Raw genomic sequence first — 12,351 nt, 5'->3', positions numbered from 1 at the left:
CGATGCCTGACGGAACGGCGACATCGCATCTCTTCCGGCCGAAGCTGCTCACGGTCCTGAGCGAGGGCTACTCCTTCTCGTCGTTTCGCAAGGACGTGCTGGCCGCCGTGACGGTCGCGATCGTCGCTCTGCCGCTGTCGATGGCGATCGCCGTGGCTTCGGGGGTGTCGCCCGAGCGAGGGCTCTATACCGCGATCATCGGCGGATTCCTCGTTTCGGCCTTGGGCGGTAGCCGCTATCAGATTGGGGGTCCCGCCGGGGCTTTCATTGTTCTGGTCGCGGCGACCACGACGAAATTCGGTCTGAACGGCCTCCTCGTCACCGTGATGCTGTCCGGGGCCCTGCTGACGCTGATTGGACTTTCGCGGCTGGGCTCATTGATCCGCCATATTCCCCATCCGGTGACGGTGGGCTTCACCTGCGGCATTGCGGTGACGATCTTCTCCGGAGAAATCCGGGACCTCTTCGGTCTTCATCTCGACGGAGCGGAACCTGGCCCCCTCATCCCCAAGCTGGTGGGGCTGGGCAACGCGGCTTCGACGGTGACGCCCGCGGCCGCGGTGCTCGGCCTGGGATGCGCCGCGCTGATTTTCGTGGTGCGCCGGTTCCGGCCGAACTGGCCCGGTATGCTGATCGCGGTCGTCCTGGCCTCGATAGCTGCCGCCTGGCTGCAGCTTCCGGCAGAGACGATCGGCAGCCGTTTCGGAGAGATCCCGCGTGGGCTTCCGACGCCGCAGGCGCCGCAGCTGTCGTGGGCGCTGGTTCTCCAGCTGCTGCCGTCGGCCCTGTCGTTTACGCTGCTCGGCGGCGTCGAAAGTCTGCTGTCAGCGAAGGTCGCCGACAGCATGTCCGGGCGCAAGCATCGCTCCAACATGGAGCTTGTTGCGCAGGGGCTTGCCAATATCGTGTCCGCCTTGTTCGGAGGGATCAGCGTCACCGGCACGATCGCACGCACAGCAACCAACATTCGGGCCGGCGCGATCAGTCCGCTGTCGGGCATGATGCACGCGCTGTTCGTCCTGCTCTTCATGCTCGTCGCGGCACCGCTCGCACGGTACGTTCCGCTCTCCGCGCTCGCCGGCGTCCTTCTGGTGGTGTGCTGGAACATGGCCGAGAAGGCGGAGTTTCTGCGCCTGATCCGCAGCTGGCCCACGGCCTTGGTGCTCCTGGCGACCTTTGGGCTGACCCTGGTCAAGGACCTGACCTTCGGGATCGTCGCGGGATGCGTCGTCGCTGCGCTGCTGGCCATGGCACGACGACGGGTTCCGCAAGAGGGAGACTGAAGCCGGAATGCAGACGTGCGGGCTGCCGGGTAAATGAAAACAGGGCCCGCTTCGCGAGAAGCGAAGCGAGCCCAGCGGGAGGGTGTGCCCGGCCTGGAGGTGTGGGACCGGGCACGGGGAGGTTCAGACGGTTTCGGGCTCCTCCGCCTGCTCCGGCGCGCGCTGACGACGCTGCCGGCGTCCGCCTTCCTGCTGCTGTTCCTGCTGCGGCTCGCAGCCGAAGGCATGGCTTGCGGAGGACTGTCCGAGGCCGGCTTCGGTGCCCTGTGTGGCGGGGCCGGCGGTCTCGTCGGCGCCGGGCAGCGGCGGCAGGCCCTCGTCGGCCTTGGGCGCCATCTCCGAGGCGAGGTCGCGGCGGCGCGTCGGGCGCGACCACACGACGTTGTAGCTGCCGTCCTCCTGACGGAACGCCGACACGTAGAGCGGCGCGGCCAGGCTCGGATCCTCGATCTTGCCGTTGAGGAACGCCTCGCCGGTGCTGTTGGAGGCAAGCTCGAACAGAGCACCCACCTGCACCCACGCCCGCGATGCCGACAGCGCCAGCACCTCGTACTTCGGCGCCTTCGGATTGGCCGAGTGCACCTCGCGCAGCGCAATCGTCATCGCGATCGCCAGCGTCGCGATCTTGCCGACGAAAATGCCGGCGTCATTCTGCTTGATCGAACCGATATTCATGGGAAAGTCTCCTGAAAGCCGGTCTCGAACACTGTGTCCGAGCCAACTTCCTCCTTCCCCACTCCCCTCCTCGGCCGTTCGGCCGAGCAGGCGCGCAAGCGCCACATCCGAGGCCCGCTTCCGCGGCCTCGGGGCGAAAATGGATCTGTGAGGGGATGCCGCTGATCGCCTTAAAGCGGTCAGGCCGCCCCGGGCCGCCGGTACTGGCTGGGCGATGACAGCTACAAGGAAGCAGGCCGCTCGCTCGCGGTCCTGCTGCGGTCGAAGGCCTCGACATGGCGACGGGCGAGGTCGCGCTTTGCGATGCCGTGCCAGTAATGGTCGTCATGGCCGTCATAGTCGCCGCGACCATTGAGCCGGATCGTGTCGCCATATTGCTCGATCCGCTGGCCGTTATAGGTCAGCAGCACTTCGCCTTGGGTGACGCTGAAACGCTTGCGCTCGATGACCAGCTTGTCGGAATCATAAGGCGGCGGCTGACGCAGATAGTCGGCGCGCTGCCTGTTGGCCGCGATCGCCGTGCAGAGCCGGTCGACATGATCCGGATCGTTCGAGACGATGCTGAAGATATGAGAGCGATCGAAGAAGTTGCCGAAGAAGCTGACGGCATTCTCGACGCCTTCCAGCCATTCGCCGCGCAGATTGCGGGCGTCGCGTTCGACAAAGTCGCCATATTTTTCGAACAGACGGTTGAGCGGATGATCGCGCAGGATCTCGATCAGCGCGTCGATCGCCGCGTCGGCGGTCTCTGTGCGCAAATGGCCGTTGCTCAGGACGATGGTGGTCATGGTCGTTCCCCTTGGGACTGAACGTGGTCGGACGAGGGAGAGCCGACCGGCTTGGCCAGCTCGGCCGCGCGGCGCTCGAAGATGTCGGCGAGCTGCGCGGGATCGCTGCCGGGCCGGGCTTCGATGATGTTGTCGCGGAAGCTGACGTCGATGCCGACCCTCAAGGCGTTGCAGTGTTCGACGGCCTCGCGGCATACATCTGCCGGGTCGCAGCAGGCTGGGGCGCTGGCTGCCAGGACCTTCCATCGCAGGCCTGAAATTACGATCATGTGATCCTCCATGTCGGAAGCGGTAGGTCAGCGGGCCGCGACCGATGGCATGCGGTCACAGCAACGATCGCGGTAGCGCGTGGGCGAGTGCTACGTGCGTGACCCCGGTCAGACTTCAAGATAGCAATCATGGGCGAGGCAGAAGGCCTCGGCGACGGATTCGCCCTCGCACAGCAGCCGCGGTTTCCGCGAACCGCCCCAGACAGGGCGCGGTAGGTCGTCGCCCATGGCGAAGCGCCAGCGGGTCGGACCGTTGGCGGCCTCGAGGATGAAGCCGGTCTCGCTCGCGTCGAACCGCAGGATTGTGGGCCTTTCGGCTCCGAAGTCAGGCATGTCGAGGATCTGATGTTGACCGGCATAGCGATGCTCCCAGGGCGGGAAGTCCGCGAGCTGATCGGGATGCACACCGAGGATTCGCTGATCGACAGCGATCGCAAGTGACCGATGGTCCGGCGCTGGCCGTATCTCCTCGCGCGTGAGCCAGATCCATCCGTCGGAGTAGGTCAGCGGCAGCACCATCCATGATCCCCCGTTGCATTGCCAGCCCGCGAGGCCGACCCCGCCTTGTCCATAGCTCCCCAGATGGCTCGAAAAGGCGGTCAGCGTCCGGTCGATGGGCCACTGCGGCGGCATCGGTCCAATCAGCGAACTGCCGCGCACGGCGCGAAACGAGCCGCGGTCCAGAACGTCCCAGCGGTCGGCCTTGCGGCACAGCGAGTCACGGCGGCGGGACAGATCGAGCACGCGGCGCGCTTTGTGGATCGGATCCTCGCCATGGCGAACGCCTACCTTGACGGTGAACGCGAACGAGGCGGCGCTGGGCCTGTCGGTTTCGGGACAATCGAGATCGAGAATGACCTCATGGCGTATCGGGGAGTGGGCCTTGTCCGGTTCCACCGTAAGCGTGGCGTTCCATTCGAGCCTGCGGCGCTCATACCAGCCTTGCAAGAGGATCCAGCTGCGCGCACGGTCCGTGTTCCCGGCCTCGGCGTGCTCGAGAATCCAGTGAGGGACACGCGCCGTGAAGGCGACATGATAGGTCGACATGGAGAATCCTCCTTGGGATGGTCGGTCTGGGGGGTCAGGAGGGAGCAGGCGCGGACCGGTTGCCTGCGCGTGCGTGGTCAGGCGTATTGCGGCCGGACTTCGGGAAATGCCGGCGGCGCCGTCCATTCGAAGACGATGGCGGCATAGCGCCCACCGTCGTAGAGGACGGAATCGACGCGGCGGCGGTGGCGCTGTAACCGCTCGAGCAGGCGATTGGCGCGATCGGCAAGCTGGACGGCGCGGGTCTCGGTGGGCGCGAGCGCCAGCAATCGAGCCAGTTCGCCGGTATCGTACCACCAGGCACCTTCTTCAGGCCCACCATAGGCGCGGTCGATCTCGTAGAGAGCGATGATGAAGCGCATGGGCGGGCTCCTTCAGGAGATCGGCGCCGGCATGGCCAGCCATTCCGGCTGATCATGGGCGATGGGAACGTCGAAACGGCCGGCCTCGGCTTCGGAGAACACGGTTGCGGTGCTTAGCTCGCCAAAGCCCGTGTCATTGTTCCAGAACAGCAGACCCTCTTCAGCATCTCGCGTGGTGAGGACGTAGCCGTCGGCGCCTTCACGGTGCTCGCGCGAAAGCGCCCGCTCGAGGAGCTGGGCCGATGAGGCGAATTCGAAGCGATCCTCGCGGATCACGACATAGCCGCCGCCGAATTCGCCAGGGCGCAGGCGGTCGCAATCGAGGCAATATTCGAAGCCGGCCGGCAGCGCGGATTTCGCGACCTTCTGGATCAGTTGCGCGGCGGTTTCTACGTCGAACTGATCGCCATGGAGCCAGACCTTGCACCGCCCTGTCCCATCCGACGGATCGACCTGGACGGAGAAGCCGAGCCGTGGATAATCGGGATCGCTCAAGATCGCGAGGAAGCCGCCGAAGGGATCGGAGTCGATCGGGGGAAAACAGGCGGCGAAGCCCGCGCCAAGGTCGGCATAGGCTGCAGCGCGCTGATCGGGTGCGAGGCGGGAATCGCCAACGATCTCGGCAGCCTCGCCGACATGCCGGAAGATTTCGGCCTCGGCATCGGTGACAGCGAAGGTGAAGCTCGCCTTGGTAAAATGGTTGGCCATAATGGCTCCTCAGGAAGGGCGTGCGGCGCAAGGCCGGTCCCCGGCCTCGGAGACAGGCCCGGCCGCCATCCTCTTCCCCCCTTCCCTCCCCGTGCGCGGAGCGCGGACGGCAGAAGACGTGCGGAGAAGCTTCTCGGCCTCGGTCAGCGATGGTCGGAAGGCCCGGCCGGCGTCACCGCCGGGTTGGCGCGTTCAGCTCGTACGCTTGCGCCGGCGGGGAGGCCCGACATGGTCGGCCGACACTTCGAGATCCACCGCGAGCTGGGTGAGCGTACGGTGCGCACCCAACCGCTGGAGCCCGTCCATGCGCCCGTCGAGCTTTATGGTCTCGATCCGCGAGCGAACGAGCGAAGCGGCGACGCGCAGCGTGTGGGGATCAAGCTCGGCCATGGGACTCGACAATAGCGCCGATAGCGTCCCGATGCGAGCGCTCAGCCATCCTCGTCGGCGAAGTCGCGCCAGCGCCCGACCAGTTCGATCATCTCGGCCTTGCGACCGAAGGCATCGGGGTAGATCGCACCTTCATGCTGGCCAAGAAATCCAATGATGGTCGTGATATGGGTCGCGATCGTCGCATCGACACCGAAGAGATCGGCGATGGGAAAATGACCGCAATCCTCGCCATTCCACCAGGCGAGCAGGAAGTTGGCGGCGCGGCGCGCCTGGCCCGTGTCGGACCGGGCAAGATCGATCAGGCGATCGAGAGCTTTTCCCGCAGCGGCCTTGCCGAAGGGTGCCGCGGTCACGCCGGCCGCGTTTCTTCATTGAAAGCGTCCGCTGCTACCGGAGGACGAGCAGCTGCAACATTTTTGCGATCATCTGCATTGAAGTCGGGGAGGCGCAGCACTTCCCGCCTGGATGTGTCGCCTGCTTTCGGATCTTTGTGCCGAGACTTCATGGTCTGTCACCTCAAATCAACTTCGGCTCAGCGCCAGTTCAATGCCAGGGATTTAGGAGGTTGGCCGGCGTGCGCTCGAAATCCGCAACGTTGCGGGTAACAAGCGTCATCGAATGCACAACCGCCGTCGCGGCGATCAGACCATCCCGCTCCGGTTGGGGATCCGGCACATGCAATGCGGCGCACCGCATCGCGACTTCGGTGTCGATCGGGATGATGCGATCATCGAACGCCGCCAGCACGTCGGTTTGAAACCATGTCCGCAAAATGCGGCCGGTAGAAGCATCGACGCGCTCCTTGGCTAAAATGCCTAGTTCAATTTCGAGGACCGATATGACCGAAATGTAGCACTGGTCGACATCGGCTTCGTCCGCCCAGGATGTCACCTCGGGAGGCAGCCGTTCAGGTCTGCGAAGCGCGGAGATGACGTTCGTATCTAGGAGAAACATCAATCCAGATCCGCCGGTCGGACGATATGATCCAGCTTGCTGGGTTCGAAGTCAAAGTCAGCATCGTCGCCGGCTTGCGCCAAGGTCGCGAGCAAGCTGCGGGGCTTCTTGCCCTGCCGTCGATGATAATCCTCGATCGTCATGAGCACATGGGTGGGCCTGCCCCGTTCGGTGATATAGACAGGGCCCTTGCGGGCAGCTTTCTTTGCCCGGCTCGCACCTTGGTTGAAGTCACGACTTGAAATGGTTGTCATGTTCATAAGAGCCTCGCACTTGGGCATGTAGCCATGTTACTACAATTGCGTCGCTGGAGCAACCCGGCACATGTTTTCAACATCTGGATCCAATCCCGGTGACCCGGCCGGGTTGCCCCGAAGAATCCACGGCATCGGCTGGATGAGCCGCGCCCAGTCAGCGAAGGAGGGAATACGGCCAAGATCCTCTTGGACGTGCTGTTCCCCGATCAACCGCACCGGGATATCCCGTCCATCAGCGTTTCGGATCGTCACGCCGAAGACCGTCTCGAGCATGAATATGCCCTCTGCATGGTGGCGCAAGGAACGGTGGCGGGGGTCCGCGACGATCTTCTTCGACTCGTCGAACCATTGGTGGAGGGGCAGATAGTCCTCGGCCTCGCCGCCCCAGCGCTTCACGGAGCTGAGCGCGTGATAATAGCAGTGCGACATCGCCTATAGCTCCGCCTCGGTCGTGTCATAGTCGATGAACCGGCTGTTGTGCGTGAGGGTCACCGCGCCGCTGGCGACGTCTATGGCGATGGTGCCATAAGCGCCCTCCCCGTCCTCCCAGCCGGCGTGCCGCGCGCAGATGGCGTTGTCGACGAAGGCGCTCAGAGCATCCTCGAGGTCGATCGTGCGGGTCGACACTTCGCCGCTATAGGCGAGGCTATGGTGATCGCAGAGGATGCGCGGCAGCGCGATCTCGCCTTCCAGCGTGTAGGCATTGACATCACCGACGCTGCCTTGGTCGCCGCCGCCATCGTAGTGGATTTCGACACGGACAATGCCATGATCGAGCAGATGCGGGAGGAAGGCATCCTTGCAGCGCGCCTCGACTGTCCGCACGGCGGACAGGGCCGCCTGCAACTCGGCCTCGATCGGATCGGTGATGGCGGCATCGGCAGATTGATCTGTCGCGGTCATGGTCAAATCTCCTCGGGGAGGCGCTGTGCGGCCTCGGCGCTGCGGGGATAGCCTGCAGCCAGATTGCGGTGGAGTATCGCGAAGTCGGCGACCGGGAAGTGTCCGTCGGGGCCGGGCCGCGTGGCGAGGAGCGCCCCCATGACGATGTCGTCGATCGAGCTTCGCTCGACCTTGGGGGCCTCCCCGTCCTCATAGCAGACCGGCGCGGCGAAGCCGGCCTCGATCCAGCTGCCAAGGCCGTTCTCGACGGTCTCCGCATAGGTGGCGACGGTGGAATCGCGCCGCGTGGCGCTTGCATCGACCTTGAGACCGAGCGTGTAATAGACGCCGAAATCGTGCCGGTTGGTCAATGTGAGCAGCGCGCAGCCGTCAGGCGGCGGACCGAAACGGGCGATGATTGCCGCGCGGTAGGTGGCGACCTCAAGGCGGTTCAATCGCTCGAAGTCGGATGTGTGCCCGAGCTGGGCGCAATCCTCGTTCGCTGGCGCGCCGCCCAGATCGATGATGTCGGACATGGCCTTCTCCAATTCGGTGAGCAACCAGCCCAAGCCCCCTCTCCTCTGCGGCCGCACGGCCGGGGAAATTGCGAAAAGCCCCCGCTCCGCGAAGAGCGAGGGCCTTTCGTGACTTGGCGTGTGCGATCAGCCAGCGAAGGCATGGCTTGCGGAGGACTGTCCGAGGCCGGCTTCGGTGCCCTGTGTGGCGGGGCCGGCGGTCTCGTCGGCACCGGGCAGCGGCGGCAGGCCCTCGTCGGCCTTGGGCGCCATCTCCGAGGCGAGGTCGCGGCGGCGCGTCGGGCGCGACCACACGACGTTGTAGCTGCCGTCCTCCTGACGGAACGCCGACACGTAGAGCGGCGCGGCCAGGCTCGGATCCTCGATCTTGCCGTTGAGGAACGCCTCGCCGGTGCTGTTGGAGGCAAGCTCGAACAGAGCACCCACCTGCACCCACGCCCGCGATGCCGACAGCGCCAGCACCTCGTACTTCGGCGCCTTCGGATTGGCCGAGTGCACCTCGCGCAGCGCAATCGTCATCGCGATCGCCAGCGTCGCGATCTTGCCGACGAAAATGCCGGCGTCATTCTGCTTGATCGAACCGATATTCATGGGAAAGTCTCCTGAAAGCCGGTCTCGAACACTGTGTCCGAGCCAACTTCCTCCTTCCCCACTCCCCTCCTCGGCCGTTCGGCCGAGCAGGCGCGCAAGCGCCATTTCCGAGGCCCGCTTCAGCGGCCTCGGGGGGTTTAGGAGCGAGTGCCGAAGAGACTCAATTTGGCTCGCGTCTGGTGGACGCCGTCCACCATCCCGATGGTCGCGTGCCGGTCGGCGGCGAGGGACGCCGCCAGCGTTTCGGGAATGTCCGCATAGGCTTCGACGACGCGGATCGCGGCCTCGGGGGTCGGCAGTTCCCCCGGCTCCGTGCCGAGCCAGATCGTTGCTTCGCCCTCGTCGGGCTCGTCTTCGGTGGGCGTGAAGACTTGCGCGAAGAAGCTCTGCAGCGGGCGATCCCATCCGATCACCGCCTTGATGACACCGTTTCCGGGCCTCGGCTTCAGTTCGTAGCGGCTCATGTCTGGCTCCTGCGGATACGATGGTTGACGTGCCGGGCCGCGCCTTCGGCGCTGCGCAGTGCCTTGCGAACGGCCCTGGCGGCACGCGGGGCGCCGCTCCTGGCGAGAAGGTTACGCGCGGCGCGCAGATGGTCAATCGCCTCCGCCACGGCGGCGCGATCGGCCGGCGCCGCTCGTTTGATGGATCGCATGGCTTGGTCCTCCAATTATGCCGTCAGGATGCCGCCACCTGGTTGGTGGGCTGGAGCTCGATGGCGATCGCGTCGCGGCCGATCACCGCCGAGAACTGCCGGCCTTCGGGCACGAACCATTGGGCGCGATAAGCGATGATCGCCCGCAGGCGCTCGACGAGCGCGGCATCGTCGCCGAGCAGAAGGCGGGTAGCCATTTCCCTGGCGTCGAGAAGGAAGCGGTCGTTTTGGGTCTCCCAGCTATCAGCGTCGCGATCGTCGCTCGCGCAGAAGCAAGCGGCTTCCAGCAGATCAACCAGCTCCTCGGGCGAGACGGCGTCGCGAGAGCCCAGCAGGATATTCGCATCTTCGAAGGTCCAGAACAGGCCATCGTCATATTCGATGACGACAGGTGCCGGGACGGTAATCGTTTCGGGCTGCGGACCTGTGATTTCAAGCACGAGGTCGAGCCGTTCGACCGGGCCGCTTTCGAGACCGGGTAGCTCGGTGCAGTCGAAGACATGGGCGCGGCCATCGCGCTCGATCTCGAAGCGGAGCGCGGCGATGCGCTGCAGTGCGTCGTACCAGCTATATCCGGCCATGGCAGTGTCGGGGTCAGCCAAGCGTCCTCTCAGACGGCCATCGCGGGCAAGCGCGAACGCCGCGCATTGTTCGAGTGGCGGACCGAAGTCATCGACGAGCATCAGGTTATCGGCGGGGATGAGCCCCTGACTCTCGCGCCCGCTGTTCTGGTCGGCAGTCGCCGGGATCCATGCCCGCAAGAGCGGCGTCGCCTCGGGCAGATCGACGCCAAGCTGGGCGGCCTCGGTCCACTGCGCATGAGACAGTCGATGGCTGCCGAGCGAGGCGATGTGCCGGTAGATCGTCTTGAGCACCCTATTGCGAAGCGCTTCGAGGGCGGCGTTTTCGACCATCTCCTTGCGGGCCGGCAGGACGAGCTGCAGGGCCGGCGCATCGACGATATCGACCCGGGCCCACCAATGGCGATCCTTCTCGTCGACTGACGGCAGGACGCAAGGAACCGTGAGGCCGTGAAAATTGATGCGCGGTTGATGGGGCGTCGTGCGCCCGTCGGTGAACAGGCCGATCCGCACGCCATCGACCTCCTCGACCACATCGGCCCCGGCGAGCCAGTCGGCTTGCGTAAGGGGTACGCCGTTGAAACGGATCGGTGTGGGACAATAGCGCGCCGCGCCGCTGGCCACTGCTTCGAGATTCCTAGTGCAATCGTCGTCGAGCAGAAGACGGATTGCAGTTCCGAAGCCATGATCGCAGGGGGCGACAGCTATCGGTGCGCCCGATTCCCAATGGTCTGGTCCGATGGTGATAGCCCAGCCCTCGCCCGGACCGCGCGGGCAGGAGCGGATTTCGACATGGCGACCGGCAAGGCTGAAGACGCCCATGCCGGCAGGGTCTTCGCGCCGCGCGATGTTGTCGTCCCAGCCCGAGCGCCCGAGCGCCAGGATCACGGCGGGATCGGCGATACCCGCGCCGTCATCCGCGATGACAAGCCAGCTCTGCCCGTCGGCCTCGGCAACATCGAGATCGATGACCGTCGCGCCGGCTCTGCGCGAATTCTGGATGAGCTCAGCCAGGGTGTCGACCAGCGTGTTGTTGAAGAGGCGCGTCACCTTGGTGATCGCGGCGGGATCGACCTGGCTGTGGATGACGGTGGGAAGGGGCATCGGGGTCTCCTGGACAAGAGCGGACCTGCTCCCCCGGCCCTCCCCTTCTCCCCTTTCGCAACCGATCAGGCACAGCGGCGCTGGTCTCGGCCTCGGTCTCGATGTGGACGTAGCGCTCGCCGTTCGGACGCCGCTTGCGGATATGGAGTTTCCTCGGGACGGCGATTTCGGATGGGAGGACCAGAGCGCGCGGTCAGGTGCCGGACGCGATCTGGTTATCGTACAGTGGCCGGTCGTCCGGACGCCACTCGCCTGGAAGCCAGATACGGCCGTTGTAGCTGATGCGGCCGACAGGCATGTGTTCGAGGAGCAGGGTGGCTTCAGGGAACATACTTGCGCCCAGGCCGTTCATGTCCCGCCGATCGCAGTAAAGGCGCGAGGCGTCAGCCCAGTCAGCCGCCCAGATGTCGGGATAGCCCTTCTGCACGATACGGAATGGTCGGCGCCGACGCGGAGGGCTCTGGCAGACGGCGCCGCCCTTGACGATGAGGGCCATGTCTCACGCGGCCTTTTGCACTATCCACTCGTACAGCAGATGGGCGTCCGGCTCATATTCCGATCCGATCGAGATGCGAACGAACTTGCCATCGCACGCGAAAGCCGACGCCCGCGGGAAACCGAGATAGGATTTGCCTTCGAGGATCAGATCGCCCGAGCGCACCTTGGTGATCGTCCGCGTGGTCCCAATTGCGCGATGCCCTGCCGGCGCATCGACCAGTTTGAGGGCGTCGCCCGCTTTTACGCGCTTCTTGAAGGCGGCCAGCGATACGATCGCGTCGACCGGATTCTTCAGTCCGTTGCGTTTCGCGAGCGCCGACCAATAAACCTGTCCAATGCGCGCTTCGCAGTAGAAGGAGCAGGACCAGAAGTCCTGTAGAGGGTTGGTGCGGGTAGTTCCGAACCGCTCCATCTGGTCGCGGATCGCGACCTGCGCGGCCTCCTGAGCGTCACGCCCGGTCAGATCCTCGGGCCAGTCGAGGATCTCAGCGGTGATCTTGCGTCCTCCCGCGAATTTCTGGGTCTGGATCGCAAAGGACGCGTTCGGAAAGCACCGCGCCAGATGCGGTTCGATGCGGCCAGCGAGGGTCGCAAGATTATCACTGGGACGATAGAGATCGCCCTGATAATGGAAGTTGCCTCGTGCGACGTGAAGTCGCTTAAGTAATTGTTTGAAAGGAGTTATCTCATGAATCAAACCTGATGTTCCGTCATCAGTAGCCTACCGGCACATGCGGGACTGGTAACGGTTCGGTGTGAAGCTGCCGG

20 protein-coding genes are annotated in these 12,351 nt (G+C 64.8%); 1 reads left to right on the top strand and 19 read right to left on the bottom strand.

Features of this window, described 5'->3' with window-relative positions; translation table 11 throughout:
• The first annotated feature begins 2 nt into the window (after positions 1 to 2).
• The gene (locus EWH12_RS14440) at positions 3 to 1,283 is read left to right on the top strand and encodes a SulP family inorganic anion transporter (RefSeq protein WP_011950443.1); all 1,281 of its coding nucleotides are present in this window, start codon (positions 3 to 5) and stop codon (positions 1,281 to 1,283) included.
• Between the two features lie 123 nt (positions 1,284 to 1,406).
• On the opposite strand, the gene EWH12_RS14435 is transcribed toward EWH12_RS14440, so the two are convergent.
• The 19 genes from EWH12_RS14435 to EWH12_RS14345 form a co-directional block, all read right to left on the bottom strand.
• The gene (locus EWH12_RS14435) at positions 1,407 to 1,958 is read right to left on the bottom strand and encodes a DUF736 domain-containing protein (RefSeq protein ID WP_129927025.1); all 552 of its coding nucleotides are present in this window, start codon (positions 1,956 to 1,958) and stop codon (positions 1,407 to 1,409) included.
• Between the two features lie 221 nt (positions 1,959 to 2,179).
• Complete coding sequence (locus EWH12_RS14430; protein WP_011950445.1) at positions 2,180 to 2,746, bottom strand: hypothetical protein; 567 nt, start codon at positions 2,744 to 2,746, stop codon at positions 2,180 to 2,182.
• Entirely contained in the window at positions 2,743 to 3,015 is a 273-nt protein-coding gene (locus EWH12_RS14425) for a hypothetical protein (protein WP_011950446.1), read from the bottom strand. Before EWH12_RS14425 ends, EWH12_RS14430 begins: the two co-directional genes overlap by 4 nt.
• A gap of 108 nt (positions 3,016 to 3,123) precedes the next feature.
• A complete protein-coding gene (locus EWH12_RS14420) occupies positions 3,124 to 4,062 on the bottom strand; it encodes a hypothetical protein (RefSeq protein ID WP_011950447.1) in 939 nt (312 codons plus the stop codon).
• A gap of 77 nt (positions 4,063 to 4,139) precedes the next feature.
• Entirely contained in the window at positions 4,140 to 4,424 is a 285-nt protein-coding gene (locus tag EWH12_RS14415) for a hypothetical protein (protein ID WP_011950448.1), read from the bottom strand.
• 12 nt (positions 4,425 to 4,436) lie between these two features.
• Positions 4,437 to 5,132, bottom strand: a complete 696-nt coding sequence (locus tag EWH12_RS14410; RefSeq protein WP_011950449.1) for a hypothetical protein — start codon at positions 5,130 to 5,132, stop codon at positions 4,437 to 4,439.
• Between the two features lie 192 nt (positions 5,133 to 5,324).
• Positions 5,325 to 5,522 carry a hypothetical protein gene (locus EWH12_RS14405; protein WP_017183644.1) on the bottom strand — a complete coding sequence of 66 codons (198 nt, stop codon included), beginning with the start codon at positions 5,520 to 5,522 and terminating at the stop codon, positions 5,325 to 5,327.
• A 41-nt stretch (positions 5,523 to 5,563) separates the two neighbouring features.
• Complete coding sequence (locus EWH12_RS14400) at positions 5,564 to 5,878, bottom strand: DUF7673 family protein (protein WP_011950450.1); 315 nt, start codon at positions 5,876 to 5,878, stop codon at positions 5,564 to 5,566.
• A gap of 190 nt (positions 5,879 to 6,068) precedes the next feature.
• Positions 6,069 to 6,479 (bottom strand): type II toxin-antitoxin system VapC family toxin, encoded by a 411-nt coding sequence (locus tag EWH12_RS14395; protein ID WP_011950451.1) that lies wholly within the window; start codon positions 6,477 to 6,479, stop codon positions 6,069 to 6,071.
• A complete protein-coding gene (locus tag EWH12_RS14390) occupies positions 6,479 to 6,739 on the bottom strand; it encodes a type II toxin-antitoxin system Phd/YefM family antitoxin (protein WP_017183643.1) in 261 nt (86 codons plus the stop codon). The genes EWH12_RS14395 and EWH12_RS14390 overlap by 1 nt, the downstream gene beginning before the upstream one ends.
• A gap of 33 nt (positions 6,740 to 6,772) precedes the next feature.
• Positions 6,773 to 7,165, bottom strand: coding sequence for a DUF6915 family protein (locus EWH12_RS14385; protein ID WP_017183642.1), 393 nt, complete (start codon positions 7,163 to 7,165; stop codon positions 6,773 to 6,775).
• 3 nt (positions 7,166 to 7,168) lie between these two features.
• Entirely contained in the window at positions 7,169 to 7,639 is a 471-nt protein-coding gene (locus EWH12_RS14380) for a DUF6878 family protein (protein WP_011950454.1), read from the bottom strand.
• Positions 7,640 to 7,641: 2 nt separating this feature from the next.
• The gene (locus EWH12_RS14375) at positions 7,642 to 8,154 is read right to left on the bottom strand and encodes a hypothetical protein (protein WP_026002487.1); all 513 of its coding nucleotides are present in this window, start codon (positions 8,152 to 8,154) and stop codon (positions 7,642 to 7,644) included.
• A gap of 126 nt (positions 8,155 to 8,280) precedes the next feature.
• Positions 8,281 to 8,745 carry a DUF736 domain-containing protein gene (locus tag EWH12_RS14370; RefSeq protein ID WP_011950456.1) on the bottom strand — a complete coding sequence of 155 codons (465 nt, stop codon included), beginning with the start codon at positions 8,743 to 8,745 and terminating at the stop codon, positions 8,281 to 8,283.
• 137 nt (positions 8,746 to 8,882) lie between these two features.
• The gene (locus tag EWH12_RS14365; RefSeq protein ID WP_011950457.1) at positions 8,883 to 9,209 is read right to left on the bottom strand and encodes a hypothetical protein; all 327 of its coding nucleotides are present in this window, start codon (positions 9,207 to 9,209) and stop codon (positions 8,883 to 8,885) included.
• Positions 9,206 to 9,400: a hypothetical protein gene (locus EWH12_RS14360; protein ID WP_017183246.1), complete on the bottom strand. Its 195-nt coding sequence runs from the start codon at positions 9,398 to 9,400 to the stop codon at positions 9,206 to 9,208. Before EWH12_RS14360 ends, EWH12_RS14365 begins: the two co-directional genes overlap by 4 nt.
• Positions 9,401 to 9,423: 23 nt before the next feature.
• Entirely contained in the window at positions 9,424 to 11,085 is a 1,662-nt protein-coding gene (locus tag EWH12_RS14355) for an ATP-binding protein (RefSeq protein ID WP_011950458.1), read from the bottom strand.
• Positions 11,086 to 11,278: 193 nt separating this feature from the next.
• Positions 11,279 to 11,581, bottom strand: coding sequence for a hypothetical protein (locus EWH12_RS14350; protein ID WP_017183247.1), 303 nt, complete (start codon positions 11,579 to 11,581; stop codon positions 11,279 to 11,281).
• Between the two features lie 3 nt (positions 11,582 to 11,584).
• Positions 11,585 to 12,280, bottom strand: coding sequence for a hypothetical protein (locus EWH12_RS14345; protein ID WP_129927024.1), 696 nt, complete (start codon positions 12,278 to 12,280; stop codon positions 11,585 to 11,587).
• Between the last annotated feature and the right edge of the window lie 71 nt (positions 12,281 to 12,351).

Source organism: Sphingobium cupriresistens (assembly GCF_004152865.1).
In the GTDB taxonomy this organism is placed as follows: domain Bacteria; phylum Pseudomonadota; class Alphaproteobacteria; order Sphingomonadales; family Sphingomonadaceae; genus Sphingobium; species Sphingobium cupriresistens.
The sequence above is the reverse complement of the archived record's forward strand: the minus strand, read 5'-3'. Positions and strand labels throughout refer to the sequence as shown.

Excerpts from the sequence above, each read along its gene's own strand:
- EWH12_RS14440 (WP_011950443.1), top strand. The coding sequence starts at position 3 with ATGCCTGACGGAACGGCGACATCGCATCTCTTCCGGCCGAAGCTGCTC.
- EWH12_RS14435 (WP_129927025.1), bottom strand. The coding sequence starts at position 1,958 with ATGAATATCGGTTCGATCAAGCAGAATGACGCCGGCATTTTCGTCGGC.
- EWH12_RS14430 (WP_011950445.1), bottom strand. The coding sequence starts at position 2,746 with ATGACCACCATCGTCCTGAGCAACGGCCATTTGCGCACAGAGACCGCC.
- EWH12_RS14425 (WP_011950446.1), bottom strand. The coding sequence starts at position 3,015 with ATGATCGTAATTTCAGGCCTGCGATGGAAGGTCCTGGCAGCCAGCGCC.
- EWH12_RS14420 (WP_011950447.1), bottom strand. The coding sequence starts at position 4,062 with ATGTCGACCTATCATGTCGCCTTCACGGCGCGTGTCCCTCACTGGATT.
- EWH12_RS14415 (WP_011950448.1), bottom strand. The coding sequence starts at position 4,424 with ATGCGCTTCATCATCGCTCTCTACGAGATCGACCGCGCCTATGGTGGG.
- EWH12_RS14410 (WP_011950449.1), bottom strand. The coding sequence starts at position 5,132 with ATGGCCAACCATTTTACCAAGGCGAGCTTCACCTTCGCTGTCACCGAT.
- EWH12_RS14405 (WP_017183644.1), bottom strand. The coding sequence starts at position 5,522 with ATGGCCGAGCTTGATCCCCACACGCTGCGCGTCGCCGCTTCGCTCGTT.
- EWH12_RS14395 (WP_011950451.1), bottom strand. The coding sequence starts at position 6,479 with ATGTTTCTCCTAGATACGAACGTCATCTCCGCGCTTCGCAGACCTGAA.
- EWH12_RS14390 (WP_017183643.1), bottom strand. The coding sequence starts at position 6,739 with ATGAACATGACAACCATTTCAAGTCGTGACTTCAACCAAGGTGCGAGC.
- EWH12_RS14385 (WP_017183642.1), bottom strand. The coding sequence starts at position 7,165 with ATGTCGCACTGCTATTATCACGCGCTCAGCTCCGTGAAGCGCTGGGGC.
- EWH12_RS14380 (WP_011950454.1), bottom strand. The coding sequence starts at position 7,639 with ATGACCGCGACAGATCAATCTGCCGATGCCGCCATCACCGATCCGATC.
- EWH12_RS14375 (WP_026002487.1), bottom strand. The coding sequence starts at position 8,154 with ATGTCCGACATCATCGATCTGGGCGGCGCGCCAGCGAACGAGGATTGC.
- EWH12_RS14370 (WP_011950456.1), bottom strand. The coding sequence starts at position 8,745 with ATGAATATCGGTTCGATCAAGCAGAATGACGCCGGCATTTTCGTCGGC.
- EWH12_RS14365 (WP_011950457.1), bottom strand. The coding sequence starts at position 9,209 with ATGAGCCGCTACGAACTGAAGCCGAGGCCCGGAAACGGTGTCATCAAG.
- EWH12_RS14360 (WP_017183246.1), bottom strand. The coding sequence starts at position 9,400 with ATGCGATCCATCAAACGAGCGGCGCCGGCCGATCGCGCCGCCGTGGCG.
- EWH12_RS14355 (WP_011950458.1), bottom strand. The coding sequence starts at position 11,085 with ATGCCCCTTCCCACCGTCATCCACAGCCAGGTCGATCCCGCCGCGATC.
- EWH12_RS14350 (WP_017183247.1), bottom strand. The coding sequence starts at position 11,581 with ATGGCCCTCATCGTCAAGGGCGGCGCCGTCTGCCAGAGCCCTCCGCGT.